Raw genomic sequence first — 26,548 nt, 5'->3', positions numbered from 1 at the left:
GGCACTGCGGAGAACAGATCGCAAGTCCGTTTTGCGGTTATGACTAACGCGGCCGGGAGCGAAAACTGTCGATGCCAGATCTTATGCCGCCTTATGCAGACTAGGGCCGATTTGACACGTCTGGCCCATATCGGGACAGCGTCGGATGATGGCGATTCCACCGGGAGATCGAAGCCGCCACGCCCGGGGCGCCCTTCCGATCGCGATTTTCCAAGTCGTTCCAAGCCATCAACTAAGACGTGCCGAAGATTTGCGTGGAGCAATCTTCGCATGCGGTCATCCCGTTCCGGCACGGCGAAGTCTGGTCCCGGCCTTGCGCACAAGGCTCCAACACTGCGGTTTCGGGACGGCTTCAAGACATGCGCAGCGAAACGATCGCCCTTCATGCCGGGTTCGACCACGACCCGGCGACGCACGCGGTCGCCGTGCCGATCTACCAGAGCGTGGCCTACGCCTTCGACAGCGCCGACCACGGCGCCGCCCTGTTCAACCTGGAGGAAGAGGGTTTCCGCTACAGCCGGATCGCCAACCCGACGGTCGCGGTGCTGGAGCGGCGCGTGGCGGAACTGGAGGGCGGCCACTCGGCACTCGCCGTCGCCTCGGGGCAGGCGGCCCTGCACTACGCCATCGCCACGCTCGCCGACCACGGCGGCAACATCGTCGCGGTGCCCCAGCTCTATGGCACGACCCACACGCTGCTCGCCCATGTCCTGCCGCGCCAGGGCATCACCTGCCGCTTCGCCCCGAGCGACCGGGCCGAGGACATCGCGGCCCTCATCGATGGCGACACCCGCGCCGTCTACTGCGAATCGATCGGCAACCCGGCCGGCAACATCTGCGATATCGAGGCGCTGGCGGCGGTGGCCCACGCCCACGGCGTGCCGCTCGTGGTCGACAACACCGTGCCGACTCCGATCCTGATGCGGCCGATCGAGTACGGGGCCGACATCGTCATCGCCTCGCTCACCAAGTTCATGGGCGGCCACGGCACCACGCTCGGCGGCATCATCGTCGATTCCGGGCGCTTCGACTGGGCGGCGCAGGCCGATCGCTTCCCGATGTTCACGCGGCCGGACGCCTCCTATCACGGCCTCGTCTACGCCGATCATTTCGGTCCCGGCGCCTTCGCCGCGCGGGCGCGCAGCGTCTACCAGCGCACTACCGGAGCGGTGCTGCCGGCCATGTCCGCCTTCCTGCTGCTGCAGGGCATCGAGACGGTGGCGTTGCGGGTGGAGCGCCATGTCGAGAACGCGCGCAAGGTCGCCGAGCACCTGCGGGCGCATCCGAAGATCACCTGGGTGAACTATGCCGGCTTTCCCGACAGCCCGAACCACCCGATGGCGCGCAAGTACCTGCGCGGCGAGGGGTCGTCACTCCTGACCTTCGGCGTCGCCGGCGGGTTCGAGGGCGGCAAGGCGTTCTACGACGCGCTGACGCTGGTGAAGCGCCTCGTCAATATCGGCGACGCCAAATCTCTGGCCTGCCACCCGGCCTCGACCACGCACCGGCAGATGACCCGCGACGAGCAGCGGATCGCGGGTGTGCTGCCGGAGACGATCCGGCTCAGCGTCGGCATCGAGCACATCGACGACATCCTCGAAGACCTCGATCAGGCACTCGCCGCGGCGGCTCCGGCCGCGCTCGCGGCCTGACCCTCCCGCAACCGTTTCCGCAGGAGACCCGCCATGCTGGACCACGGCCCCTCGATCCTGCCCGCGAGCCTGCCGGTGGCGGAGCTGGATCTCGGCGCGCGCGGCGGCGCCTCATGGTCAGAGCCGGCTCGACCCGCGTCGGTCCTGCGCATCGGCCTCCTCAACAACATGCCCGACAGCGCCCTGGTGCAGACGGAGCGGCAGTTCCGGCGCCTGATCGGCCATGACGTCGATCTGCGCCTGTTCAGCCTCGACGCGGTCCCGCGCGGTCCGCTCGGCCGCGCCCATCTCGACCGTTTCTACGCGACGCAAGATGCCTTGACCGACGCCGGGCTCGACGCCCTCGTCGTGACCGGAGCCGAACCGAAGGCTAAGCGGCTCGCCGACGAACCGTTCTTCCCCGCGCTCGCGGCGGTGGTGGATTGGGCGGCAGCGAGCGGCGTCCCGACCCTGTTCTCGTGCCTCGCTGCCCACGCGGCCGTGCTTCACCTCGATGACATCGAGCGCCGGCCACTGCCGACGAAGCATTCCGGCGTCTATGCCTGCACGGCCGTCGCGGACCACCCGCTGCTGGCGGGGATGCCACAGACCGTGCCGGTGCCGCATTCGCGCTGGAACGACCTGCCCGAGACCGAGCTCACGGCCCGCGGCTACCGCATCCTGCGCCGCTCGGACGAGGTCGGGGCCGATCTGTTCGTCCGCGAGGGCGGAGGCGCCCCGATGGTCTTCCTCCAGGGCCATCCGGAATATGACGGCGATACCCTCGCCCGCGAGTATCGCCGGGATATCGGCCGCTTCCTCGATGGCGAACGGGACACCTGCCCGGCTCTGCCCGAGAACTACTACACCGATGCATCGGTCCGGCGTCTCGACGCCTTTGCCGCCGTGGCGCGGGCCTACCGCGCACCAGCCCTGCATGCCGACTTCCCGACGATGGCTGAAACGCAGCCCCGGCCCGCCGGCTGGCAGGAAGGGGCCGCCGGTCTGTTCCGCAACTGGCTCGTGCTCGTCTCGGCCCGCGCGGTGCTCGCCGCGTGAGGATGTCCGCAATGGATCAGTCGATCTCCGCAGCGCCCTCCCCCGATCCGCTCGTCGGATGCTCGGAGCCGGACGGTGCGCCGCCGGCTCGCGCCTCCTCCACCGCCGGCTGGCTCGGGGCGCTCGCCCGGACGGCGCGGATCGATGCGAGTCCGGAGCGCACCTTCCCCCTCGTGCTGGACGCCGTCGCCGCCGAGCGCCCCGACGCGCCGGCCCTGATCGGCGCGGACGAGACCCTGAGCCATTCGGACCTGGCCGCCCGCCGCAACCGCTACGCTCGCTGGGCGCTGGCGCGCGGGCTCGCCAAGGGCGACACCGTCGCCCTCATGATGCGGAACTGCCCGGACTACCTCGCGGTCTGGCTCGGGCTGACCCGCATCGGCGTCTGCGTGGCGCTGCTCAACACCAACCTGCGCGGTGCGGGCCTCGCCCATTGCATCGCAGTGGCCGCGCCTCGCCTGATCATCACCGCCGCCGACCTCGCCGAGGCGTTGGAGGGGGCCCTGCCTCATCTTGCCGAGACGCCGGAGATCGTATGGCAGGCGCCGGACGCAACAGATTCGCTCGCCGCAACCTCGGCGGACCTGTCCGCGGCGCCGCTCGGACCCGATGAGGCGCCTTCCGTCACGCTGCGCGACCCGGCGCTGCTGATCTACACCTCGGGCACAACCGGTCTGCCCAAGGCCGCGCGGGTGAGCCACCACCGGGTGATGATGTGGACCCATTGGTTCGCCGGCCTGATCGACCCGACGCCGGGCGACCGGATGTACGATTGCCTGCCGCTCTACCACAGCGTCGGGGGGGTGGTGGCTCCGGGCTCGGTGCTGCTCGGCGGCGGCTCGGTGGTGATCCGCGAGAAGTTTTCAGCCCGTCGGTTCTGGGCGGACGTGACCGAGTCCGGCGCGACCCTGTTCCAGTACATCGGCGAGCTTTGCCGCTACCTGACCCTTGCCGCGCCCGATCCCGCCGAGGGCCGGCACCGCCTGCGGCTCTGTACCGGCAACGGGATGCGACCCGAGGTCTGGGAGGCGTTCCAGGCGCGCTTCGGCATCCCCCGCATCCTCGAATTCTACGCTGCGACCGAGGGCACGCTCTCGCTCTACAACGTCGAGGGCCGGGTCGGCGCGGTGGGGCGCGTGCCCCCCTTCATGGCCCGGCGCTCGCCGGCCCTGATCGTCCGCCACGACGCGGCGACGGGGCTGCCCGCCCGCGACGCGCGGGGCCGCTGCATCCCGGCCGAATTCGGCGAGGCCGGCGAGTTGCTCGGCCGACTCTCGGACAAGGCGGAATATACCTTCGAGGGCTATACCAGCGCTGCCGAGAGCGCACGCAAGGTGCTGCGCGACGTGATCGAGCCCGGCGATGCCTGGATGCGCACCGGCGACCTGATGCGCCGGGACGCGCAGGGCTTCTTCACCTTCGTTGACCGGATCGGCGACACCTTCCGCTGGAAGGGCGAGAACGTCGCCACCACCGAGGTTGCCGAGGCGCTCCACCGGGTGGCGGGCGTGCGCGAGGCCAACGTCTACGGCGTGGCCGTGCCGGGGGCGGAGGGCCGGGCCGGCATGGCGGCGCTCGCGGTCGGGCCGGATTTCGTCCTCGCGCATCTGCACGCCGAGATGGAGAGCCGGCTGCCGGCCTATGCCCGGCCGCTGTTCCTCCGCCTGAGCGCGGAGCTCGGCCACACCGAGACCTTCAAGCAGAAGAAGGTCGCGCTGGCCGAGGACGGCTTCGACCCGGACCGGACCGACGACCCACTCTACATCGACCGCGACGGCGCCTACCGCCGGATCGATCCGGCCCTGCACGCCGAGATCACCGGAGGAAAGCTGCGCCTGTAATCCGGTGCTGCACCGCCCTGGTTAAGGGAAGCCGGGGCGCAGCCCGGCTTTGCCACTTTGCGCCCCGCCAGAGGGATGATCCCTTTGGGCCCCCGCACTTCAGGCCGGCTGTAGCTCGCCGAGCGGTAAGGACGGGCGCAGCCGCAATGCGCGCCGCAGCAGCCCGGCGAGGACGAGGCAGACCAGTACCTCGCTCGCGATCGCTACACCGAGCAGGCCCTCGATGCCGAACCAGCGCACCGCCGGGTAGACGAGGGCGAGGTTGAGGGCTGCCGCTGCTGCCGTGGCGGCGAAGATCGCACCGGTCCGCTCCAGCGCGCGGAAGGCGCAGATCTGCGCGAAGGAGACCAGCGAGACCGGGAACAGCAGCGAGTACCACGCCACCACCCAGGCATAGGCGGCCATGTCGGGCCCGAACGCCGCCGCGAGAAGGCTCGGTCCGGTGAGCGCCAGCAGCCCCGTGAAGCTGAGGCCACCGGCAAAGCCGATGGCGGCGGTCACGCCGATGACCGGCCGCAGGCCGTCGAGGCCGCGCGCCGCCAGCGCCCGGCCGGCGATCGGCGGGACGATGTTTTCCAGGGCGTCGCGGATCAGATTGAGAACGCCGAGGATGCTCTGCGCAGCCCTCAGCACGCCGATCAGCGTCACGCCGAGCAGGGCCCCGGCGACAAGCAGGCCGCCATAGCCGCTCAGCCACTGCATCAGCCCGGTCAGGACCAGCCAGCGGCCGGAATGCCATTGCCGCCGGCTCGCCGTGCCGAACTCGCCGGTCCGCCACGCCAGCCGCCCTCGGAACGGGATGGCGCAGAGGCAGGACAGGACGGCCGAGGCGGCGATGACCTCCAGGGCGCGGGCTGGCGAGAGCACGCCGTCCCGCGCGAGCATCACCAGAAATGCGAGCTTGACCCCCTGATTGACCGCGTCGATCCCGAGGACGACAGGCGGCCGGCCGCGAGCGAACAGGTAGCGGCGTGAAAAATCCTGGGCGAGGTGGGCGGCGCAGGCCGCACCCGCCGCGAGCGCCAGAGCGCGGTCGCCGAAGGCCAGAGCGAGCCCGATCGCGACGGCGCCGCCGGCGAGCGCCAGGAAGGTTGCCTCGTGGACGAGGACAATGGCGTAATAGGCGTGCCGCGCCTCCTCGCGCAGGCCCGGCCCAATGCTGATCATCGGGCAGACGACGAGACCGAGCTGCAGGCTGACGGTGAGCAGCACCGCGATCCAGGCTGTCGAGAACAGGCCGAAGGCTTCCAGGCCGAGGGCATGCGCCAGCACGATGGTGGTGGCGAAGTTGCACGCGCTCACCAGCGCCTGATCGGCCACCGAGAGCGCCGGCCCGGCGGCGCCTCTTCCGGCAGACGCGCGGCAGGCGCCGACCAGGGCACGGAGGTCGCGCGGGAGGGCAGGCATGCTGTGTCCGGGTGGGGGTAAGGCGGCCGGAAGGATGACCCGGCGACCCTAGACGAGGCGGGCGCCCGCACCACGCGGACATCGGGAGGGGCGGCGGCAATTCCTCGATCCTTCGGGGTACGTCGGAAGTACGGGCCGGACCGCTCCGATGCACCGCGGGCCTCGATTGTCAGGACGCGGCCCGCCCGCAAGACTTCTCGCCCGATCAGGCCGGTAAGCGGCGGGCGACGGGCACGTTTGGACAGGCAAGCGCTGATGGCGACGACGACAACTGTCCACGTTCTGCCGCGGGAGAGCCGCCTCGCCGAGTTGTTCCTGGCGGCGCTCGGAATCGCCTTCGCCGGCTACATGATCTTTGGCAAGAGCTTCGCCTATCTCGGGTTGCCGCCGCTCTATGCCGGCGAGTTGCTGTTCCTTCTGGGGCTGCTCGCGGTGTTCCGGGCGCGGACGGGCCTCAACCTCGCCGCCGGGCTTGCCACCGCACCCGCGCTCTGCGTCGCCGCTCTGATGGGCTGGGTGCTGCTGCGGACGCTGTCCGGCCTGCGCGAATACCGGGTCGACGCCCTGCGCGACGGGGCGGTCGCGCTCTACGGCAGCTACGCCTTCGTCCTGATCGCCCTCCTGCTCGACGATCCGCGGCGGCTTGGGGCGCTCTTGCGGATGTTCCGCTGGCTCGCGCGCGTCGTGATCCCGCTCGCGATCATCGCCTTCATCCTCGGCGACGTACCGTTCTTCGCGGCGCGGGCGGGCGAGCTCTCGACGCATCTGACCGGTGCCGTCGTCCTCGCGCTGGTCGGCCTCGTCCGGGTCGGGCCGGGCTGGTTCGCCTTCGTCGGCCTCGGCGCCGTGCTGGCCGCCGCGCAGAACCGCGGCTCCATGCTGGCGATCGCGGTGCCGGTCGGTCTCGCGCTCGTGGCGGTCGGCCAGTGGAAGCGGCTCGCGGCGGCGCTGATCATCGGCGCCGGCCTTCTCGGTGCCGCGGCTGCCCTCGACGTCGAGGTGGAACTGCCGAACAGTGACCGGCCCGTCAGCGCTGCGGCGGTGGTGAACAACATCGTCAGCATCGTCGCCCCGAGCAGCGGCGGCAACCTCGACGACACCAAGCAGTGGCGACTGCGCTGGTGGAACAGCATCGTCGGCTACACTGTGCATGGCCCGTACTTCTGGACCGGCAAGGGGTTCGGGCCGAACCTCGCCGAGACCGACGGCTACGTCGTTGGACTCGAGAACGGCGGGCCGACCCTACGCAGCCCGCACAGCATCCACATGACCTATCTCGCCCGCAGCGGCGTGCCGGGCCTCGCCCTGTGGCTTCTGACCTGCGCCGTGTGGATGCTGGCGATGATCGCCGCCTTCTGGCGGGCACGTCGGATCGGCGAGCGGAAATGGGAGGGCTTCTTTCTGTTCATCGCCTGCTACGTCGCCTCGATCATCATCGATGCGAGCTTCGACGTGGCCCTGGAGGGACCGATGCTGGCGGTGCCGTTCTGGACGCTGATCGGCATCGGCATCGCCGCCTCGATGATCTTCCGGGCGCAGACCGCCCCCATCCCGTCCGATGCGCCGTTCCGACCTGGGCGCGCGAGAGCCGCATCCTTGGGCGCGCTCGCCGGTCTCGCGCTCCTCGCACCCTGGCCCGCTGCGCCTGCCCGCGCGGAAGAGGTTCGTGCGGAAGAGGGCCGCCGCTCCGTCAGCAATCCGTCCGGCCCCTGCCTCGTTCTGCGCGACGCCTCCGACCGTACGATCGAGAACCTCGACATCGGGCCTTGCGGCGGCGAGGGGGTGCGGATCGAACGCGCGCGCAACGTGACGATCCGCAACCTCACGATCCGCGACACGGGGGATGTCGGCGTCTATATCGAAGGGAGCGAAGGCGTCACGATTGAGGAAAACACGATCGAGAACGCCCTGTCGGGCGTCCGCGCCCTCTCCTCCACCCGGGTCAGCGTCCGCTGCAACAGCCTGCGCAACGTGCGCGGGCCCATCCCCGCCGGTCAGTTCGTGCAATTCGACAAGGTGACGGGGCCCGGAAACGGCATTTCCTGCAACATCGGCGAGAACGAGCCCGGCCGTGGCGTGCCGGAAGACGCGATCAGCCTTTTCCAATCCCGCGGCGAGCCGGGCGGGCCGATCCTGGTCAGCCGCAACCGCCTCGTCGGCGGTGGCCCAAGTCAGTCCGGTGGCGGGATCATGCTCGGAGACGGCGGCGGCGCCTACTTGGAAGCCCGCGACAACCTGCTGATCGATCCGGGCCAGTACGGCATCGCGGTGGCGAGCGGCAGCCACATGACGATCGCAGGCAACGTGGTGATCGCCCGGCCGCAAGCCTTCACCAATGTCGGTATCTCGGTCTGGAACCAGTACGCGGAGCCCTGCCACACGGTGACGGTGAGCGGGAACAGCGTCGATTGGCGCGCCCGCACCGGCCGGGCCAATCCGTGGTGGGATGCCAAGAACTGCGCCGGCACGCTCTGGTCCCTCAACCGGACGCTCCCGCTCGATCCGCAGCGCGAAACCGCGGCTCAAGCCCCCTGCGCCTGCCGGATCGCGGGGCGTACGGCAGACCCCCGTTCTCCGCTGAACACCCCGAAGGAAGCTGCGCGATGAACGACCCGGTGAATGAAAGGCGCCCCGACATCGTCGTGCTGGCGCTGGCGCGCAACTGCGCCGCCACCCTGCCGGCCTTCCTGCGCTTCCTGGCCTCGCTGCGGGCGGCAGGACTCGATTGCCGCGCCTTCGTCGGCGAGAACGATTCCTACGACGGCACCGGGGCACTGCTCGCGGCGGCGCAGGCACGAGGCGAACTCCGCCACGTTCCCACCGGATTCATGTCCGAGACACGCGGCCGACTGGCGCGGATGGCCCTCGGGCGCGAGCACCTCAAGCAGGTTCTCGACGTGCAGGGCGCACCGCCGGCCTTCGTCTGTGTCGCCGACATCGACAACGTCATGGCCTGCCCGCCCGAGGCGGAGGCCGTTGTGGCAGCCCTGGCCAAGTTGGAGCGGCCGGGCCTCTTCGCGGTCTCGGCGGCGTCGCGCCCGCACTATTACGATCTGCTCGCCTACGAGGACGAGGCGGTGAGCTACGAGCACCTTCTCGACGACATTGCCCGCCACCGCCGCGGGGCGCTCGGCTACTACCGCTTCTTCTCCAGCACGATCTACCCGGCGCAGAGCGCGCTGACGCGCGAGCGCGAGACGACGTGCCTCTCCGCCTTCAATGGGCTGACGCTCTACCGCGGCGCCGATTACCGCCTCGGATCCTACCGCGACGAGGCCTACGCGCGCTGCGAGCACCTTACCTTCAACCGCCGCGTCGCCGCCGCCACGGGCCGGCGGATGCTGGTCGATCCGGGCCTCGTCCTGCGCACCCCCGGCGACCATGCCCAGCGCGGCTTTCTCTCGTTCTACGCGAGCCGGATGCGCAAACTGGCGGTGGCGCGGCTGCGGGGATAGCACTGCCCCTGCCGGAGCGTGTCGAGCCCCTCGAGCGCCCTGCGCGAGCCGAGCCCGAGGGCGTCGAGGGGCCCGGGGGCGCGTGCCCCGGCCGCGATGAGCCGGGGCACGCCTCTTCGAACCAATGGTCCTACGCGGCGCGCACGGTCGTGAGGAAGCGCTGCACCTCGGCTGACAGATGGTCGGACTGTCGCGCGAGCTCCGAGGCCGACGACAGAAGGTGGCTCGCGGCCGCCCCCGTTTCCTCCGAGGCCTGTGCCACGCCCGCGATGTTGCGCGTCACCTCGGAGGTGCCGCTCGAGGCTTGCGCCACGTTGCGCACGATCTCCTGCGTGGCCGCGCCCTGCTGTTCCACGGCGGCGGCGATGCCGGTCGCCACGCTGTTGATCTCCCGGATCCGGCTCGTGATCGCCCCGATCGCGGCGACCGCCTGATCCGTCACGCCCTGGATCTCGCCGATCTGACCCGAAATCTCCTCGGTGGCGCGTGCCGTCTGGCTTGCCAGCTCCTTCACCTCGGAGGCGACGACCGCGAAACCACGGCCGGCCTCCCCGGCGCGGGCCGCTTCGATCGTGGCGTTCAGCGCCAGGAGATTGGTCTGCGAGGCGATGTTGGAGATGAGTCCGACCATGTCGCCGATCCGGGCCGAGGTGGTCCTCAGCGCCTGGACGAGATGGGTCGTCTGGTCGGCCTCGCCGACCGCGGCCTGGGCGAGGCCGGCCGATCCGTGCACCTGACGGCCGATCTCCTGAACCGACGCCCCGAGCTCTTCGGCCGCGGCGGCGACCGTGCCGACGTTGGATGCGGCTTCCTCGGCCGCGGCGGCCACAGTCGTGGATTGCGAGGCCGTCTCGGTCGCGCTCGCGGTCATCTGCTGGGCGGTGGCCTGCAGCTCGGAGGCCGAGGACGACACCGTTCCGACGATCCCGCCGACCGCCGCCTCGAAGCCGTCGGCCAGCTCGATCATCGTGCGCCGGCGCTCAGCGGCCGCGGCCTCGTCGGCACGGCGGCGCACCTCCGCCTCCTCGGCGGCCTTGCGGGCCACCATGGACTTGATCCCTTCGACGGCCCGTCCGACCGCGCCGATCTCGTCGCCGCGCGCGGCTTCCTTGATCTCGGCCTCGATCTCGCCGCGGGCCATCCGCTGCAGAACGCCGACAAGGCTGCCGAGCGGGCGCGTCACCGCGAGCACGACGATCAGGCCGGCCAGCACCATGGCACCGAGCAGACCGACGACCGCGAAGCCAATGAGCATGTAGGTGCCGCGACCGGCGTCCGCGATAGCCTGCGCCTTCGCGGCGGTGAGCTCGCCGGCCAGCAGCGTGGCTCGGCTCTGCATCCACTCGTTCAGCTTGAGTCGAGTCGGAATTCCAACGTCGCGCGCGATACGGAAGGCCTCTTCGCCCTGCTGACGCATGCCGAGGTCGTAGACACGATCGAGGATCGCGAGGAAGCTCTCGACATCACGCCGCATGGCCTCGTTGCCGGTACGCCGCTCCGGCGTGTCGGCCAAGACAACCAGCCGATCGGCCGCCTCGCGTGCCTCGGTCATGGCGGCCTGCTGACGCGTCCGGAAGCGAGCCTTAATCTGCGGATCGCTTTCGAGCAGCATGTTGCGGTCCATGACGGCAGCTTCGGTGATGCCGCCGCGCATGTGCATCAGCGCATCCAGGCGGACGGCCTGGACGTCAACGATCCGAGCCGTCTGCTCGGAGAGACCACGCATCCTGTCGCTGGCGTAGACGATCAGGCCTGCGCTGATCATGAGCGTGAGGGCGAAAGGTAACGCTATCTTAACGATGAGCTTCGCGTTGCTGAAGAACGGCATCGGGGCACCTAAAAAAGCGGCATATGCCGTAAAAATAGACAGCGTTGCCTATGTTAATTTCAGGTTAAATTGCTCATTTGCAAAGATCTTTTGATCCGGAGGAATGAAAGCATTCCAACCTGAAGTGGATTAAGCCAGGCTGCCTTGAAACTTGTCCTAGTGCCGCTCAGAGAGCCCATTGTATCGCTGCACCCGGCACGGCTCCGGTCGGAAAACGAAATCGTTCAAGGTCTGCGAGGCGGCCATGAGGGTCGTGCGTCGGCTCGAAGCGGCACTGGATCACGACGGTTCGTTCGCAGGCGCGGAGGCTGGCGTTCGATCCGACCTCATTGCATCAGGTCGGGATCTCTCGGTCTTCGTTTCGGATCGACTTCTTCCGGAAGGCCACTTTTCGGGACGATGCCGTCGTGCCCGAGCCCTGGAAAACTCACGGCTCCGGCGGCGCGTTCGGCTTCTTCTCGGTGCGGTCGCGGTGGGCGGCGGCGCGGGCGAGCAGCAGCATCGTCACCGGCGTGGTGAGGGTGATGAACAGGCCGATCAGCACATCGCGCAGGACGAGATGACCCTCGACCAGCGACAGCAGCAGCATCGAGCCGGCCAGGATCAGGAAGGCGCCGAGCGTCGCCCCCAACGTCGGGGCATGGACGCGCTCGTAGAACGTCTTCAGGCGGATCAGCCCCAGCGCCCCGGTCAGCGAGAACCCGGCACCGGTCAGCGCCAGCGCCACGACGATCCAGGCTGCCCAGGCGGGCAGGTCGGGGCCGTTCACTGGATCACCTCGCCCTGCATCAGGAACTTGGCCAGCGCCACGGTGGCGGTGAAGCCGATCATGCCGAGGATCAGCGCGGCCTCGAAATAGAGCCCGCTGCCGGTGCGCATGCCGTGGACGACGATTGCCAGCATGCCGTTGAGGTAGAGCGTGTCGAGGCCGAGGATGCGGTCCTGGGCGCGGGGGCCGCGCAGCATCCGCCACGCGGCCAGCGCCATCGCCAGCACCAGCATGCCTTGCGCAAGGCCGAGGCCCCAGTCGAGGACGGTGGCGGCGCTCACGAAAAAATCTCCATCAGGGGGCGCTCGTAGCGGTCCTTCACGCGGCGGACCCAGTCCTCGCTGTCGGCGTCGTCGAGGAGGTGCATCAGCAGGCGCCCGGAATGGGAATCGTACTGGACCCACAGGGTGCCGGGCGTCGCGGTCACGATGATCGACAGCACCGACAGGCCGAACGGTGTCGTCATGTCGAGGGGGATCGAGATGAAGCCGTTGCGCCGCTCGCCACGGTGGAGGCCGAGGATGATCTTGGCCACGTCGAGGTTGGAGCGCAGCATGTCGTAGAGGACGATGAACAGCAACCGGACGGCGAGACCGGGGCGGCGTACCCGCACCGGCGCAGGGCGCAGCGCCCGCATCACCGCGGGCACGACCAACCCGATGAGGAGCGCGAGCACGATGTTGCCCGGGCTCGGCGGCGCGTTCAGCACGAGCCACATCAGGGCGAGGCCGACCGAGAGGAAGCGGTGGGGCAGCAAGGCGCTCATGATCCCGCTCCGCCCGCGCTCCGAGCCGCGTCCTGGGCCGCGCCTCGGCTGGAACCTTTGCCAGCTCCCGCATCGAGCACGGCGCGGACGTAGTCCTGCGGCTGCGACAGCCAGCGAACGGTGGCCTCGGTGTAGGCCAGCGCCGGCCCGGCCCACAGGGCCAGTGCCACGCAGGCCGCGAGCAGGACGCTCAGGCTCGCGAGTTCCGGAGAGCGCAGCACCGGCGGCGGATCGTCGTGCGGCACCCAGAGGCTGAAGATGCCGAGCCGGACCAGCGGGATCAGGGTGCCGAGGCTGGACAGCGTCAGCACGGCGATCAACCACCAGGCCGGGGCCGTCATGGGGCCGGATGCAAGCCCTGAGAACATCGCCAGCTTGCCGACGAAGCCCGCGAGCGGCGGAATGCCGGCGAGCATCAGCGTGCAGACGAGGAAGCCGCCGCCGAGGATCGCGACCGTTGCGGGGATCGCCCGCCCGATCTCCGTGGCGCCGGCATCGTCGAAGGGGTCGCGGTACTCGTCGGCGAAGACGGGCTGCGCCGCGTCGGTCGGGTCGCGGCCCCGCTGAAGGATCTCGGCCAGCAGGAACAGGGCACCGGCGGCGAAGGTCGAACCGACGAGATAATAGAGCGCGCCCGAGAGCGCTCCGTCGCTGCCGGTGCCGAGCGCCGCCAGCACGGTGCCCGACGAGATCATCACCGCGTAGCCCGCCGCCCGCGTCAGCTCGCGCGCGGCGAGGATGCCGATCGTGCCGAAGGCGATGGTCGCGAGCCCGGTGGCGAGGATCCAGCTCTGGCCGAACCCTTCCGAGGTGCCGGCCCCGAACAGCAGCAGGCTCAAGCGGATCACGACGTAGACGCCGACCTTGCTGAGGATCGCCAGGATTGCCGCCGCCGGGGCGGTCGCGGCGGAATAGGTGGTCGGCAGCCAGAAGCCGAGGGGCCAGGCGCTGCACTTGATGAGGAAGGCGATGCCGAGCACGGCGCAACCGACCTCGAACAGGGCGGCCTCGGCGGGCGGGCTCGCGAGCCGCCGGGCGAGGTCGGCCATGTTGAGCGTGCCCATGGTGCCGTAGATCAGGCTGACGCCGACGAGGAAGAACAGCGAGGCGACGAGGTTGACCGCGATGTAGCCGAGCCCCGCGCGGATGCGGGTCTCGCCCGAGCCGTGCAGGACGAGCCCGTAGGAGGCGGCCAGCATCACCTCGAAGAACACGAACAGGTTGAACACGTCTCCGGTGAGAAAGGCGCCGTTCACTCCCATCAGCAGCAGCAGGAACAGGCCGTGGAAGCGCGGCCCCGCCCGACCCCAGCGGGCGAAGGAGAAGACCAGGGCGGACAACCCCAGCACGCCCGCCAGCGTCAGCATCATCGCCGAGAGCCGGTCGGCCACCAGCACGATGCCGTAGGGCGCGGCCCAGTCGCCGAGGCGGTAGACCTCCGGCGCCTCGGTCACGCGGGCGACGAGGACGAGGGCGGTGGCGAGCAGCACCAGCACCGTTCCGAGGCTGATCGCCGCCTTCAGGCGGTGCCGCCGCTCGTCCATCAGGAACATCACGCCGGCCACGGCGATCGGCAGCACGATCGGCAGGACGATGAGATGATCGGACCACAGGGCCGCGCCGGGGCCGTTCAGGAAGGGCGCGGTCATGGATGCGGATTCTCCGACATCGGTTCGACGTGATGCGGTTCGCGACCGTCGACATGGTCGTTGCCGGTGACGCCGCGGGCGGCGAGCAGTACGACGAGGAACAAGGCGGTCAGCGCGAAGCTGATCACCAAAGCGGTGAGCACCAGCGCCTGCGGCACCGGATCATCGACCGAGACGGTCTCGGGGCCGGACTTGAGCACCGGCGGTGCGCCAACGGTGAGCCGGCCCATGGCGAAGATGAACAGGTTGACGGCGTAGCTCAGCAGCGAGAGCCCGAGCGCCACCTGGAAGGTGCGTGGGCGCAGCATCAGCCACACGCCGGAGGCAGCAAGGACACCGATTCCCGCCGACAGCACGATCTCCATTACGCCGTCTCCTCGGCGGCTTGCTCGGTATCCGCCTCCGCGCTGCGGGTGCGGCGAAGCGACTGGTGGGCAAGCGCCACCAGCATCAGCGCGCTCGCGCCCACCACCAGCACCATGATCCCGAGATCGAACACCAGGGCGCTTGCCGCCGGCACCTTGCCGAGCAGCGGCAACTCCCAATAGGCGAAGTAGGCGGTGAGGAAGGGCCGCCCGAACGCCCACGAGGCCGCGCCGGCGCCTGCCGCGATCAGCAGGCCGAGGCCGATCCAGGCGATCGGCTGGATCCGCAGGCGCTCCTCCACCCACTGCGCGCCGCAGGCCATGTATTGCAGGATGAAGGCGATGGTGAGCGCGATGCCGGCTGCGAAACCGCCGCCGGGCAGGTCGTGCCCGCGCAGGAACAGGTGCAGCGACAGGAGGACGATGAATGGGAACAGCCACGTCATCACCACCCGCGGCACGAGAAGCGCGTCCGCGGTGGTGTCGCCGGGCTTGCGGCCCTCGCGGGCGCGGTCATAGGCGTCGTGGTGGCGCTGCTGCTTCGGCCGCTCCAGGCTGTCCGGTGCCGGGCGGAAGCGGCGCAGCAGCGCGAACACCGTGAGCCCGACGATGCCGAGCACCGAGATCTCGCCGAGCGTGTCGAAGGCGCGGAAATCGACCAGCAGCACGTTGACGACGTTGCGCCCACCGGCCTGCGGATAGGCTTCCTCGATGAACCAGCGCGCGATGCCGTCGCCCGCCGGGCGGGTCATCACGGCGTAGGCGAGCCCGGCGAGCCCGAGGCCGGCGAAGCCGGCGATGCAGAGGTCGATGATGCGGCGGCGGCGCGCCCGCGCCCTCTCCGCAGGGGGAGCCTGGATCGCCGCATTGCGCTTCGGCAACCAGCGCAGGCCCAGCAGCAGCATGACGGTGGTGACGATCTCCACGAGGATCTGCGTCACCGCCAGATCCGGTGCCGAGAGCCAGAGGAAGGTCAGGCTGCTTACCAGCCCCGCCCCGCCGACGAAGATCGTGGCCGACAGGCGATGATACTTCGCCCGTTCCGCCGCGCCGACCGCGCAGGCCGCGCCAACGATCCACATCAGCGCGAAGGCGGGATCGAAGGGCGTCAGCCGGCCGGGCGCGAACAGGTCAAGCCCGCGGGCGACGCCCGCCGCCAGCGAGGCGAGCAGGGCGGCGAGGAACAGGATGCGAAGCTGCGGTTGGAGCCGCTCGGTGCCGAACCAGAGTTCCAGCGCGCGGGCGCCCTTCGTCAGGCCGGTCATTGATCGCTCGAAGAGCCGGCCGCCATCGAGCCGGTCCATTAGCCAGGGACCGCCGCGGGGATTGGTGTTGATGCGTTTGCCGAACAGGACATAGAGCAGCACGCCGCCGACCAGGGCGATCATGCTGAGCGCCAGCGGCGCGTTGAAGCCGTGCCAGATCGCCAGACTGTAGGTCGGAGCGTCCGCGCCGAACACCGCGCCCACGGCACGCTCCAGGGCCGGACCGATGGTCAGGTTCGGGACGAGACCGATAGCGATGCAGGTGAGGACGAGGAGCTCGATCGGGATGCGCATCCACCGCACCGGCTCGTGCGGCGTCTCCGGCAGATCGTGCGGCGGCGGGCCGAAGAAGGTCTGGCGGATGAAGCGCAGCGAGTAGAGCATGGTGAAGGCGCTGGCGAGCGTCGCCAGCACCGGCAGGGCGATGTGGATCGGGTGATCGCCCATGTTGTCGACCGCCTCCGACAGGAACATCTCCTTCGAGAGGAAGCCGTTGAGCAGAGGCACGCCGGCCATCGCCGCGGCGGCGACCATGGCGAGCGTGCCTGTGTAGGGCATCGCCCGCCACAGTCCCGAGAGGCGGCGCATGTCGCGCGTGCCGGTCTCGTGGTCGATGATGCCGACCGCCATGAACAGCGACGCCTTGAAGGTCGCGTGGTTCACCGTGTGGAAGATCGCGGCGACCACGGCGAGCGGCGAGTTGAGGCCGAGCAACAGCGTGATCAGTCCGAGATGGCTGATGGTCGAGTAGGCGAGCAGACCCTTCAGATCGTGCTGGAAGATCGCGCTCCACGAGCCGATCAGCAGGGTGGCCATGCCGGCGCTGGCGACGATCCAGTACCAACTCTCGGTGCCCGACAGCACCGGCCACAGGCGGATCATCAGGAAGATGCCGGCCTTCACCATGGTCGCCGAGTGCAGGTAGGCGCTGATCGGCGTCGGCGCCGCCATCGCCCGCGGCAGCCAGATGTGGAACGGGAACTGCGCGGACTTGGTGAGCGCCCCCATGAGCACCAGCAGCAGGGCCGGCACGTAGAGCGGGCTGTTGCGGATCGCGTCGCCCGAGGCCAGCACCGTGTCGAGGTCGTAGCTGCCGACGATGCGCCCGATCAGGATCGTCCCGACGAGCAGGCACAGACCGCCTGCGGCAGTGATGGTGAGCGACATCCGCGCCCCGTCGCGGGCGGCGGTGTTGTCGTACCAGTAGCCGATCAACAGGAACGACACGATGCTCGTCAATTCCCAGAACAGGACGAGCTGGATCAGATTGCCGGCGAGCACGATCCCGAGCATCGCGCCGACGAAGGCGAGGAAGTAGGAGAACAGCCGCGGCACCGGGTCGGCGGCGGCCATGTAGTAGCGTGCGTAGAGCACCACCAGCGCGCCGATGGCGAGCACCAGCACCGCGAACAGCCAGGCGAGCCCGTCGAGCCGGAGCACGAGGTTGACGCCGAGGCTCGGCAGCCACTCGACGGCGTGGACAACCGTGTGACCGCCGGCGAGTTGCGGCGTGAGCGCAAGGATGCAGCCGAGGCTGGTCAGCGTCACGAGTCCGGCGAGCATGGCCGCAGCGGTGCGCGCATGACTCGGCAGGGCACCCGTGAGCACGGAGCCGGCGAAGGGCAGGATCGCGGCGGCGGCGAGAAGGGCGTTGGACGACATCAACCCGGGCGAGATGCAGGCTCGGGAGTGGCCTGAGTGACGAGGAGGGGCGGCGCGTTCAAGCGAGGCCGCTCGCCGTGGCGGGTGCGGAACTCGTGCTTGCATCTAAGGCATGCCCGAAGGTCGGGCCGCAAGTGAAGCACAAGAAAAGACGAAATCGATCCGATGGTTGCGCCGCGTGAGAATCCACACGTCGCCCGTTGCCTCTCCTGGGACCCGCCAGGCCGGTCATCACGCATCATTTGCTGGACCGGCATAGGTCGGGCGATGGGCTCGGCCCGCATCGCCGACTCCTGGTCCCGGTATGACGCCCCGCACGCCGGCCCGCCGCCGCAGACATCAGGGCGGGAAGGCCGACAGTGCCTGTTCCAGCGCCCGCCGCGCCATCTGCCGCGCGGCGGGCTCGGAGTCCCGAATCCGTCAAGGGGCGCGGTCAAAGTGTCCACCGACGGGCCGCCGATCCCGTTTTGATACGGCTTTCCTGAGGCACGCAGTTTGCTGAACCGACACAACACAGTCGTCGGCGGTCCCGGCCGTTCGAGGACGGAGGCTGACGCGGCGCCTGCCTCGCGCCAGAATTCAGGTCGGGTCAGAGATTTCGCAGATTGCTCGCAGACGGGACCCTGTCATGGATGCCAAGAAAGCCCCCAATGTCGTCATCATCGGTCTCGGTTACGTCGGCCTGACTCTGTCCGTCGCCCTGGCGCGCCGCGGCGTCCAGGTCTACGGCATCGAGAAGCGGCCGGACGTCGTCGAGAAGACCAATGCCGGCGTTCCGCACTTCGCCGAGGTGGGGCTCCAGGCGGCACTCGCCGACGTCGTGAAGAAGGGCCGCTTCGTCGCCAGCACCACGACGCGGGATGTGCCGCGGGCCGAGTACTACATCATCACCGTCGGCACGCCGCTCTATCCCGGCTCGCACGAGCCGCGCCTCGATATGATCGAGGAGGCGACGCGGGAAGTGGCCGAGCACTTCTCAGAGGGCGCGACCGTGATCCTGCGCTCGACGGTGCGGATCGGCACGACGACGGGCGTGGTGAAGCCGATCCTCGACCGCACCGGCATCGACTACCACCTCGCGATGTGCCCCGAGCGGACGCTCGAGGGCGACGCCATGCGCGAACTCATCAACCTGCCGCAGATCGTCGGCGGGCAGACGCCGGATGCCTCCGACGCGGCGGCCGCCCTGTTCAGCCGCCTGACCCACACCATCGTCCGGGTCGCGAGCCCGGAGACGGCGGAGATGATCAAGCTCGTCGACAACACCTCGCGCGACGTCCACTTCGCCTTCGCCAACGAGGTGGCGCGGGCCTGCGACGCGCTCGGCATCAACGCCAACGACGTGATCCGCTACGGCAAGCTCGGCTATACCCGCACCAACGTCGCCGCCCCCGGCCTCGTCGGCGGACCCTGCCTGGAGAAGGACCCGCACATCCTCCTGTCCTCGGTCTCGGGCAAGGGCGTGAACCTCGAGATCACGGCGGCGTCCCGCCTCGTCAACGAGCGCCAGCCGGCGGAGACAGTGGGCAGCCTCGTCGAGCGGCTGCGGGCCCGCCGCGCCGGGCCGTTCAAGGCGGTGGTGGCCGGCCTTGCCTTCAAGGGCCGCCCGGAGACCGACGACCTGCGCGGGTCGATGTCGCTCCACGTCATCCGCGAGATGATGGCGACCGAGCAGTTCTCCGAGATTCGCGTCTATGACGGCGTGGTGCCGATGGACCACATCCGGGCGATCTCGTCGGGGCTGACGCCCTACGACAGCCTCGCCGCCGCCTGCGAGGGCGCCGACGTGCTGGTGATCGCCAACAACCATCCGGAATATTCGAAGATCGATCTGGAAACGATCATCGGTACGATGTCGGACGACGCCTTCGTCTACGATTACTGGAACAACCTCAGCGAGATGCCGGCGGAGGTTCTGGAGAATCGCTACGTCACCGTGGGCAACCTCGTGGGTAAGTTTCAATGAGCAGATTGGCTGTCACCGGGGCGGGCGGGTTCATCGGCGCCCACCTCACCCGCGCGCTCCTGTCCGAGGGGCACGAGGTCGTCGCGATCGACAACTACATCCGCGGTCAGGCTTCGCGCCTGGCCAGCGCTCAGGGCGCGATCGAGCGCGCGACGCTCGACGTGCGTGACAAGGATGCGCTGGTCGAGGCGCTCCGGGGCGTCGAGTGCGTGTTTCATCTGGCCGCCGTCAACGGCACGGAGAACTTCTACACGCAGCCGCAGCTCGTGCTCGATGTCGGCGTGCGCGGTGCGCTCGCCGTCACCGAGGCCTGCATCGAGGCCGGCGTGCCCGACCTCGTCGTTGCCTCCTCGGCGGAGGTCTACCAGACCCCGCGCGTCGTACCGACGAACGAGGACATCGAGATGGTGATCCCCGACTCATTGAACCCGCGCTACTCCTACGGCGGGTCGAAGCTGATCTCGGAGCTGATCGCCTTCAACTACGGCCGCGACAAGCTGCGCAAGATCCAGGTCTTCCGGCCGCACAACGTCTACGGACCCGACATGGGCTGGAAGCACGTCGTGCCGCAGCTGATCGAGAAGATCGTCGCGGCCGGCGACGGCGGGTCGATCACGCTTCAGGGCGACGGCAGCGAGACCCGCGCCTTCTGCTACGTCAGCGACGTCGTTGACGGCATCGTCCGGATGTGGCGCTCGGGCGAGAGCATGAACGTCTACCACATCGGCTCGATGGAGGAGGTCGCGATCCGCGATCTCGCCCGGATCACCGCCGAAGCGCTCGGGACCCGGGTCGATCTGATTGCCGGACCGGCCGCCGCCGGGGCGACGCCGCGCCGCTGCCCCGACATCGGCAAGATGCGGGCGATCGGCTACGCGCCGGGCGTTTCCCTGGTCCAGGGCATCGAGCGCACGGTCGCATGGTACCGCGAGAACCCGGCACCGACCGATTCCAACCCGCTTCTGTAAGGACGCTCCATGTACAGCTTGGCGGGCAAGACCGTCTTCGTGGCCGGACACCGCGGCCTCGTCGGAAGCGCCCTGATGCGGCGTCTGAAGGGCGAGGATTGCGAGATCCTCACCGCCACCCGTGCGGAACTCGACCTGCGCGACCAGGCAGCGGTGCGTGCCTGGATGCGCGACCGGCGGCCGGATGCGGTGTTCCTGGCCGCGGCAAAGGTCGGCGGCATCCTCGCCAACGCGACCTACCCGGCCGACTTCCTCTACGAAAACCTGATGATCGAGGCCAACGTCATCGAGGCGGCGTTCCGCGAGAATGTCGGCAAGCTGCTGTTTCTCGGATCGAGCTGCATCTACCCGAAATTCGCCGAGCAGCCGATCGTCGAGTCGAGCCTGCTGACCGGATCGCTGGAGCCGACCAACGAGTGGTACGCGATCGCCAAGATCGCCGGGATCAAGCTCGCGCAAGCCTATCGCCAGCAGCACGGCCGCGACTTCATCTCGGCCATGCCGACCAACCTCTACGGACCCGGCGATAATTTCGATCTGACGTCGAGCCACGTCCTGCCGGCCCTGATCCGCAAGGCTCACGAGGCCAAGCGCAACGGGGCCAAGGAGATGGTGATCTGGGGCACCGGCTCGCCGCGCCGCGAGTTCCTGCACGTCGACGACTGTGCCGACGCCTGCATCCACCTGATGAAGACGTACTCGGAGGCCGAGCACGTCAATGTCGGCTCGGGCGAGGATATCCCGATCTACGACCTGACCCGCCTCGTCTGTGACGTCGTCGGGTTCGAGGGCGAGATCGTGCGCGATCCGACGAAGCCCGACGGCACTCCGCGCAAGCTGATGTCCGCGGACAAGCTGCGCGGCCTCGGCTGGACGCCGAAGATGCCGCTGCGGGACGGTATCGCCGCGACCTACGCGTGGTTCCGGGAGCATGTCGCCGATGCCTGAGATCGATGGATGCGTGACGATGAGTGATGCTGCCGCCATCCCGGCTTCCGGGCCCTACGCACTCCGGATCAACCGGAACGATCCCTACCTCGTCCAAGCGAACGGGCCGGCGGCGCACCGCCTGCCGGCGACCCGCATCCTTGGGGTCCCGGTAAGCGTCATCGACATGCCGTTCGCCGTGCGCACCATCATCGGCTGGGCGCGGGCGCGGCGCACCAGCATGATCTGCGTGCGCGACGTGCACGGGATCATGTGCGCCCAGGATCAGCCCGACCTGAGGGCCGCGCACGAGCGGGCGAGCATGATCACTCCCGACGGGGCACCGCTCACCATCATCAGCCGGTTCCTGCGCGCACACGGCACCGGCCGCGTGCCGGGGCCCTCGCTGATGGAGGAGATGTTCTCGGCAACGCAGAACATGGGCATCCGCCACTATCTCTACGGCGGCAAGGAAGGCGTGGCCGAACAGGTCGCGGCCAACTTCGCGCGCAAGTATCCCGGCACGCAGGTCTGTGGGCTCGCCTGCCCGCCTTTCGGTGCCGTCCCGCCGGACCTCGACGCGGAGCTCACCGATGCGATCAAGCGGGCCGAGCCGCACATCGTCTGGGTCGGCATGTCGACGCCGAAGCAGGACATCTGGATGAACGACCATCTCGACCGCCTGCCCGGCATGGTGCTGATCGGCGTCGGCGCCGCCTTCGATTTCCATTCCGGGGCGGTGAAGCGGGCGCCGAAGATCATGCAGGTGCTCGCCCTCGAATGGCTGCACCGGCTCGTCAGCGAGCCCCGGCGCCTCTGGCGGCGCTACCTCGTCATGGCGCCCGTCTTCCTCTGGAAGATGGCGCGGCAGCCCGAGCCGCGCCGGTCCTGAGGAGCGAGCCCAACGTGAGTCAGCCCTTGCGCGTCCTCATCGTCCACAACCACTACCAGATCCGGGGCGGCGAGGACGCGGTGGTGGAGCACGAGGCCGCGGCACTCGCCGCGGCCGGCTGCACGGTCGAGACACTGGCCTTCCACAACGACGACATCCGCACGCCCCTTGATCGCCTTCGCACGGCGTTCGAGGCGCCGCACGCGCCACGCGGCGTCGCCCGGGTCGTCGCGGCGGTGGAGCGTTTCCAGCCCGACGTAGTCCACGCCCACAACACCTTTCCCCTGGTGTCGCCCGCCATGCACGGGGCGGTGCGGGCGCTCGGCCCGGTGACGGTGCAGACGCTGCACAACTTCCGACTCGCCTGCGCCGGCGCCATGCTGATGCGCGACGGTGCCCCCTGCGAGACCTGCCTCACCGGCTCCTCCTACGCGGCCGTGCGCCACGCCTGCTACCGCGGCTCGCGGCTCGGCACTTTTGCCGTGGCGCGGATGATCGACCGGCACCGCCGCGCCGGTACCTGGACGCGGGACGTCGACGCCTTCGTCGCGTTGACCGAGTTCGCCCGCGGGCGCTTCGTCGCGTCGGGGCTGCCCGCGCACCGCATCTTCGTGAAGCCGAACGGTCTGCCCGATCCGGGGCCGCCGCCCGTGGGTCCGCGCGAGGGAATTCTGTTCGCCGGTCGCCTCAGCCCGGAGAAGGGCGTCGAGATCCTGAAGCAGGCCGCCGAGCGGCTCGCCACGCCCGTCGAGGTCGCCGGCGAGGGGCCGCTGCGGGCGACGCTGGAGGGTGCGGCCGGGCTGACCCTTCTCGGCGCCCTGCCCCGTGCGGAGATGCGGGCCCGGATGGGGCAGGCCACCGCCCTCGTCGTGCCGTCCCTCTGGTACGAGGGTCTGCCGATGGTCGTGGCCGAGGCTTATGCCGCGGGTACGCCGGTCATCGCTTCGCGGATCGGCGCCCTGGCCCACCTCATCGAGGACGGCGTGACCGGCCTGCTGGTGACGCCGGGTGATCCCGCCGCCCTGGCGGGAGCCATCGAGCGGCTGCGAGCCCGGCCGGAGGAAGCCCGGCAGATGGGCGCGGCCGCCCGCGCCGCCTATCTGCGCGACTGGACCGAAGAGGCGACGACCGCCGCGCTGCTGACGATCTATCGGACGGCGCTGGCCGCGCGCCTGCGGGATCAGCGTGAGAGCGCGTCACGAGCGCCGAGCCGCCTCATCCAAGGACAGATAGCGTAATCTCTCCTTCTCGATTTCCGACAACGCTTGTTCCTGTTCGAGTTCGTCCTCGTAGGGTGCATTCCTGAGTTCGTGTAGGAGAAACAGCGCTGCCATGAGGCCAAAGCCCGTCGCTCCCCAGATCACAAGCGAAACGGTCGTCATTGGCCCCCGCTTATCATTGAATAGTCTTTAACATAATTTACTCATTCTGGAACAGGTAGGGCAATCAGTTCATCGTTTGACGTCGATAGACGGGCAAATGGCACTGATGTCCGCGCGCTTGCCCTTCCGGTGCCCGCTGAGATCCTTCGGCAACGGGCTGAGTTACCGCCAAGCCATCAGGCTGATCTTGGCGGCCATCACCTGGCATCCGGCCGCTGAGAAGGCTCCTTCGTGGCCGAAGCCCGGAACGCTGACGGTCTCGCCATTCTCGGCAAAGGCGCGCCAGCCCAGCATCGGGTCGAGTGCCGGGCCGACCGGGATGCTCTCGCTGCGCACGATCAGCACCTGTCCTGAATGAGGGCGCGGCTCGTAGGCCAGGGCGAGCGCGTCGAGATCGTCGGTCACTTGCCAGAATGCTTCCTCGGGATTCGGCGCTGCGAACCCCGCCCGATGCATGCGCCGCCGCAATCCGCGCCAGGCCCGGTTCGAGCGGAGCCGGAGACGCGCCCGCGAGACGAGGTAGCCGGCGCCATCGCGGCGCAGGTGGCGGACGAGCGCGGCGAGCCGCCCGCGCCGGTAGGCGGAAGCGGCCCGGATCCGCTCGCGCGGCTCGAGACGCCGGAAATAGCCGGGCTCCCAGCAGTCAATGAGGACGACGAGGGCGACGTCGCGGCCCCTTTCCGCGAACTGGCGAGCGATTTCGAAGGCGAGGACGCCGGAGCGGCAGAACCCGACGAGGCGGATCGGTCCTCGCGGCTGCGCGGCATCGATGGCATCGCGATAGGCGCCGGCGAGCCGCTCCAGCGTCTCCTCGTGCGGCGGAAGCCGGCTCTCGAGCTGCAGCGTCGCGAAGGGCTGGTCCACGCCCAGGGCCTCGGCCAGCGGTCGGTAGAGTTCCTGATCGGCTGCGGCATGATGGATCGCGGTGAAGCCGGGCCGTGTCTCCGCCTTCACATCCTGCAGCGAGCGGTGCCGCACGCCCGCCGAGGCCTTGCCGCTCAGCAGGGCGCAGAGCCGCGCGACCGTGCCCGCCTCGAAGAAGGACCAGAGCGGAACCGATCGGCCCGTTGCCGCCTCGATCCGGGCGACGACGCGGGCCGCCAGCAGCGAGTGGCCGCCGGACGCGAAGAAATCGTCGTCGTCGGAAAGGTTCGGGCGCCCCAGCATCTCGCGCCAGATCGTCCGCATCGCGGGCAGGAGGTCATCGGACCCGCCACCCATCTCCGGGAACGTTTCGGGCCCGTTGATCTCGTCGCTGGCTGGATCCACGGGCCCGTCCCGAGGGGCATCCTCGGGCACGACCCCGGCCACACTCCCAACAGCATCTCTCGCGAAGGGTGCCGGATCGGGAAGGCGCGCACCGACCGCTGCGCAGGCGGCGCGTTCGAAGTCTGCGAGCAGGCCGGCCACGGTCAGTGCCTCGTAGAGGCTTGCATCGTACTCGCAGACCAAGCGCCATCCCGCCTCGGTCGGCGCAAGTTCGAGGTCGAGGTCGAAGAAGCTGCCGCTGGCGGCATAGTCGAGTTCGACGAGGCGGACCGGAGCGGTTCCCTCGGCCGACCCAGCCGTGGGCCGTGTCGCCCCGGGCGTCGGGCGCAGCCGAATGTTGACCGAGACCAGCGGCGGCCGCAGCCCGTCGCGGCAAGGCGCCAGAGCCTGCACCACCCGGTCGAACGGGGCGAGCGCGTGATCGCAAGCCTCGAGGATCGTCCGGCGCGTCGCCGCGAGCCGCTCGGCGAAGCTCTGCTCCGTTCCGAGATCGGCCCGGAGGACCAGCGTGTTCACGAAGGTGCCGACGACCCCTTCCAGCTCGATCTCGTCGCGCCCGAGCACTTGCGTCCCGATGGCGATGTCGAGGCGCCCGGTCCGCGCGCTCAGGAGCCCGAACAGGATGGTGCAGGCGAGAACGAAGGGCGTGGCGCCGTGCTCCCGCGCGTAAGCCTCCATGCGGGCGCCGAGTTCGGCGGGCAGCAGGCGGGTCTCGGCAGCGAAGCGGCGCTCCCGGCCGGGGCGGCGCGGATGGTCCGGCGGCAGCTCGAAAGGTGTGAGGTCGCGCAGCGATCGCGCCCAGAATGCGAGGTCGCGCTCCGCGGCCGCGGCGATGGCGGGTGAGATCTCCCATTCGGCGAAGTCGGCGTAATGCAGGGCCGGAGGGGCCGGAGCCGGTGCCTGCCCCCGGCTCAGGGCGCCGTAGATCGCGACGAACTCCCGCGCCAGCACCACCATCGACCAGCCGTCGCAGACGCTATGATGGGCGGTGACGAGCAGCAGGGAATCGCCGCGCCCGAGCCGCAGCAGCGTCACGCGCAGCAGTGGCGCGCGCGCCAGATCGAACGGCTTCCTGGCTTCCGAATCGGCGATCTCTCGTGCCTCGCCGAGGCGGTCGCCGGGCAGGCCGGAAAGGTCGATCTCGGAGAACGGCAGCGGCACGGATCCGGCGATCCGCTGCACCGGCCGCCCGCCCTCCCCGACGATCGACGTGCGCAACGCCTCGTGCCGCTCGAGAAGGATGCGGAAACCGCGAACGAGGATCTCGGCATCGAGCCGCCCGGCGATGCGCCAGCGGGCGGCGACGTGCAGGCTCGGGTCGCCGGGCCTCAATTGGTCGAGGAGCCAGAACCGCGTCTGGCTGTGGGAGCAGCGGGCGGTGAAGGCGTCACCGCCCTGAACCTCACCGAGCGCGGCCGGCGTTTCCTGCGTGAAGTGCCGCATCCTG

The 26,548-nt window shown here is 69.5% G+C and carries 19 protein-coding genes; 10 read left to right on the top strand and 9 right to left on the bottom strand.

Annotated elements, in window-relative coordinates; genetic code table 11:
• Positions 1-359: 359 nt before the first annotated feature.
• From FHU13_RS16425 to FHU13_RS16415, 3 genes are read left to right on the top strand one after another with little or no spacing between them, the layout of a single operon-like run.
• A complete protein-coding gene (locus tag FHU13_RS16425) occupies positions 360-1,652 on the top strand; it encodes an O-acetylhomoserine aminocarboxypropyltransferase/cysteine synthase family protein (RefSeq protein ID WP_183436923.1) in 1,293 nt (430 codons plus the stop codon).
• Between the two features lie 33 nt (positions 1,653-1,685).
• Complete coding sequence (locus FHU13_RS16420) at positions 1,686-2,690, top strand: homoserine O-succinyltransferase (protein WP_183436922.1); 1,005 nt, start codon at positions 1,686-1,688, stop codon at positions 2,688-2,690.
• Between the two features lie 11 nt (positions 2,691-2,701).
• The gene (locus FHU13_RS16415) at positions 2,702-4,531 is read left to right on the top strand and encodes a long-chain-acyl-CoA synthetase (RefSeq protein WP_183436921.1); all 1,830 of its coding nucleotides are present in this window, start codon (positions 2,702-2,704) and stop codon (positions 4,529-4,531) included.
• Between the two features lie 99 nt (positions 4,532-4,630).
• Here FHU13_RS16415 and FHU13_RS16410 read toward each other — a convergent pair whose 3' ends face one another.
• The gene (locus tag FHU13_RS16410) at positions 4,631-5,938 is read right to left on the bottom strand and encodes a lipopolysaccharide biosynthesis protein (protein WP_183436920.1); all 1,308 of its coding nucleotides are present in this window, start codon (positions 5,936-5,938) and stop codon (positions 4,631-4,633) included.
• 255 nt (positions 5,939-6,193) lie between these two features.
• Here FHU13_RS16410 and FHU13_RS16405 point away from each other — a divergent pair, with 255 nt between their 5' ends.
• Together FHU13_RS16405 and FHU13_RS16400 are read left to right on the top strand one after the other, a co-directional pair.
• On the top strand, positions 6,194-8,545 hold the full coding sequence (locus FHU13_RS16405) for a right-handed parallel beta-helix repeat-containing protein (protein WP_183436919.1): 2,352 nt from the start codon (positions 6,194-6,196) through the stop codon (positions 8,543-8,545).
• Positions 8,542-9,393, top strand: coding sequence for a glycosyltransferase family 2 protein (locus tag FHU13_RS16400; protein WP_183436918.1), 852 nt, complete (start codon positions 8,542-8,544; stop codon positions 9,391-9,393). The genes FHU13_RS16405 and FHU13_RS16400 overlap by 4 nt, the downstream gene beginning before the upstream one ends.
• A 130-nt stretch (positions 9,394-9,523) precedes the next feature.
• Here FHU13_RS16400 and FHU13_RS16395 read toward each other — a convergent pair whose 3' ends face one another.
• The 7 genes from FHU13_RS16395 to FHU13_RS16365 all read right to left on the bottom strand — a co-directional run bounded on the left by FHU13_RS16395 (position 9,524) and on the right by FHU13_RS16365 (position 17,697).
• The gene (locus FHU13_RS16395) at positions 9,524-11,221 is read right to left on the bottom strand and encodes a methyl-accepting chemotaxis protein (RefSeq protein WP_183436917.1); all 1,698 of its coding nucleotides are present in this window, start codon (positions 11,219-11,221) and stop codon (positions 9,524-9,526) included.
• Between the two features lie 427 nt (positions 11,222-11,648).
• Entirely contained in the window at positions 11,649-11,990 is a 342-nt protein-coding gene (mnhG, locus tag FHU13_RS16390; RefSeq protein ID WP_183436916.1) for a monovalent cation/H(+) antiporter subunit G, read from the bottom strand.
• The gene (locus FHU13_RS16385) at positions 11,987-12,271 is read right to left on the bottom strand and encodes a K+/H+ antiporter subunit F (RefSeq protein ID WP_012456843.1); all 285 of its coding nucleotides are present in this window, start codon (positions 12,269-12,271) and stop codon (positions 11,987-11,989) included. Before FHU13_RS16385 ends, mnhG begins: the two co-directional genes overlap by 4 nt.
• Entirely contained in the window at positions 12,268-12,756 is a 489-nt protein-coding gene (locus tag FHU13_RS16380; protein WP_183436915.1) for a Na+/H+ antiporter subunit E, read from the bottom strand. Before FHU13_RS16380 ends, FHU13_RS16385 begins: the two co-directional genes overlap by 4 nt.
• Positions 12,753-14,405, bottom strand: a complete 1,653-nt coding sequence (locus FHU13_RS16375) for a monovalent cation/H+ antiporter subunit D (RefSeq protein ID WP_183436914.1) — start codon at positions 14,403-14,405, stop codon at positions 12,753-12,755. The genes FHU13_RS16380 and FHU13_RS16375 overlap by 4 nt, the downstream gene beginning before the upstream one ends.
• Positions 14,402-14,770 (bottom strand): Na+/H+ antiporter subunit C, encoded by a 369-nt coding sequence (locus FHU13_RS16370; protein ID WP_183436913.1) that lies wholly within the window; start codon positions 14,768-14,770, stop codon positions 14,402-14,404. The genes FHU13_RS16375 and FHU13_RS16370 overlap by 4 nt, the downstream gene beginning before the upstream one ends.
• Complete coding sequence (locus FHU13_RS16365; RefSeq protein ID WP_183436912.1) at positions 14,770-17,697, bottom strand: monovalent cation/H+ antiporter subunit A; 2,928 nt, start codon at positions 17,695-17,697, stop codon at positions 14,770-14,772. The genes FHU13_RS16370 and FHU13_RS16365 overlap by 1 nt, the downstream gene beginning before the upstream one ends.
• 628 nt (positions 17,698-18,325) lie before the next feature.
• Between FHU13_RS16365 and FHU13_RS16360 the strand changes: the two genes are divergently transcribed.
• From FHU13_RS16360 to FHU13_RS16340, 5 genes are read left to right on the top strand one after another with little or no spacing between them, the layout of a single operon-like run.
• Positions 18,326-19,663 (top strand): nucleotide sugar dehydrogenase, encoded by a 1,338-nt coding sequence (locus FHU13_RS16360; protein WP_183436911.1) that lies wholly within the window; start codon positions 18,326-18,328, stop codon positions 19,661-19,663.
• Positions 19,660-20,631: an NAD(P)-dependent oxidoreductase gene (locus FHU13_RS16355; RefSeq protein ID WP_183436910.1), complete on the top strand. Its 972-nt coding sequence runs from the start codon at positions 19,660-19,662 to the stop codon at positions 20,629-20,631. Before FHU13_RS16360 ends, FHU13_RS16355 begins: the two co-directional genes overlap by 4 nt.
• A gap of 9 nt (positions 20,632-20,640) precedes the next feature.
• Positions 20,641-21,579 (top strand): GDP-L-fucose synthase, encoded by a 939-nt coding sequence (locus tag FHU13_RS16350; protein WP_183436909.1) that lies wholly within the window; start codon positions 20,641-20,643, stop codon positions 21,577-21,579.
• A 19-nt stretch (positions 21,580-21,598) separates the two neighbouring features.
• Entirely contained in the window at positions 21,599-22,450 is an 852-nt protein-coding gene (locus FHU13_RS16345) for a WecB/TagA/CpsF family glycosyltransferase (protein WP_246714701.1), read from the top strand.
• 26 nt (positions 22,451-22,476) lie between these two features.
• Complete coding sequence (locus tag FHU13_RS16340) at positions 22,477-23,688, top strand: glycosyltransferase (protein ID WP_183437017.1); 1,212 nt, start codon at positions 22,477-22,479, stop codon at positions 23,686-23,688.
• Positions 23,689-23,994: 306 nt separating this feature from the next.
• Here the strand turns inward: FHU13_RS16340 and FHU13_RS16335 are convergent, their stop codons facing one another.
• Positions 23,995-26,544 carry a condensation domain-containing protein gene (locus FHU13_RS16335; protein WP_183436907.1) on the bottom strand — a complete coding sequence of 850 codons (2,550 nt, stop codon included), beginning with the start codon at positions 26,542-26,544 and terminating at the stop codon, positions 23,995-23,997.
• Positions 26,545-26,548 lie beyond the last annotated feature (4 nt).

Origin of the sequence: Methylobacterium sp. R2-1 (assembly GCF_014191355.1) — a bacterium.
Lineage (GTDB): Bacteria > Pseudomonadota > Alphaproteobacteria > Rhizobiales > Beijerinckiaceae > Methylobacterium.
Note: the sequence above shows the minus strand (reverse complement) of the source record. Positions and strands in the feature narration are given on the sequence as shown.

Bases quoted from the DNA above. Each gene is read 5' to 3' on its own strand.
- FHU13_RS16425 (WP_183436923.1), top strand. From the start codon at position 360: ATGCGCAGCGAAACGATCGCCCTTCATGCCGGGTTCGACCACGACCCG.
- FHU13_RS16410 (WP_183436920.1), bottom strand. From the start codon at position 5,938: ATGCCTGCCCTCCCGCGCGACCTCCGTGCCCTGGTCGGCGCCTGCCGC.
- FHU13_RS16345 (WP_246714701.1), top strand. From the start codon at position 21,599: ATGAGTGATGCTGCCGCCATCCCGGCTTCCGGGCCCTACGCACTCCGG.
- FHU13_RS16400 (WP_183436918.1), top strand. From the start codon at position 8,542: ATGAACGACCCGGTGAATGAAAGGCGCCCCGACATCGTCGTGCTGGCG.
- FHU13_RS16395 (WP_183436917.1), bottom strand. From the start codon at position 11,221: ATGCCGTTCTTCAGCAACGCGAAGCTCATCGTTAAGATAGCGTTACCT.
- FHU13_RS16355 (WP_183436910.1), top strand. From the start codon at position 19,660: ATGAGCAGATTGGCTGTCACCGGGGCGGGCGGGTTCATCGGCGCCCAC.
- FHU13_RS16415 (WP_183436921.1), top strand. From the start codon at position 2,702: ATGGATCAGTCGATCTCCGCAGCGCCCTCCCCCGATCCGCTCGTCGGA.
- FHU13_RS16375 (WP_183436914.1), bottom strand. From the start codon at position 14,405: ATGACCGCGCCCTTCCTGAACGGCCCCGGCGCGGCCCTGTGGTCCGAT.
- FHU13_RS16335 (WP_183436907.1), bottom strand. From the start codon at position 26,544: ATGCGGCACTTCACGCAGGAAACGCCGGCCGCGCTCGGTGAGGTTCAG.
- FHU13_RS16360 (WP_183436911.1), top strand. From the start codon at position 18,326: ATGGATGCCAAGAAAGCCCCCAATGTCGTCATCATCGGTCTCGGTTAC.
- FHU13_RS16370 (WP_183436913.1), bottom strand. From the start codon at position 14,770: ATGGAGATCGTGCTGTCGGCGGGAATCGGTGTCCTTGCTGCCTCCGGC.
- FHU13_RS16350 (WP_183436909.1), top strand. From the start codon at position 20,641: ATGTACAGCTTGGCGGGCAAGACCGTCTTCGTGGCCGGACACCGCGGC.
- FHU13_RS16380 (WP_183436915.1), bottom strand. From the start codon at position 12,756: ATGAGCGCCTTGCTGCCCCACCGCTTCCTCTCGGTCGGCCTCGCCCTG.
- FHU13_RS16365 (WP_183436912.1), bottom strand. From the start codon at position 17,697: ATGTCGTCCAACGCCCTTCTCGCCGCCGCCGCGATCCTGCCCTTCGCC.
- FHU13_RS16405 (WP_183436919.1), top strand. From the start codon at position 6,194: ATGGCGACGACGACAACTGTCCACGTTCTGCCGCGGGAGAGCCGCCTC.
- FHU13_RS16420 (WP_183436922.1), top strand. From the start codon at position 1,686: ATGCTGGACCACGGCCCCTCGATCCTGCCCGCGAGCCTGCCGGTGGCG.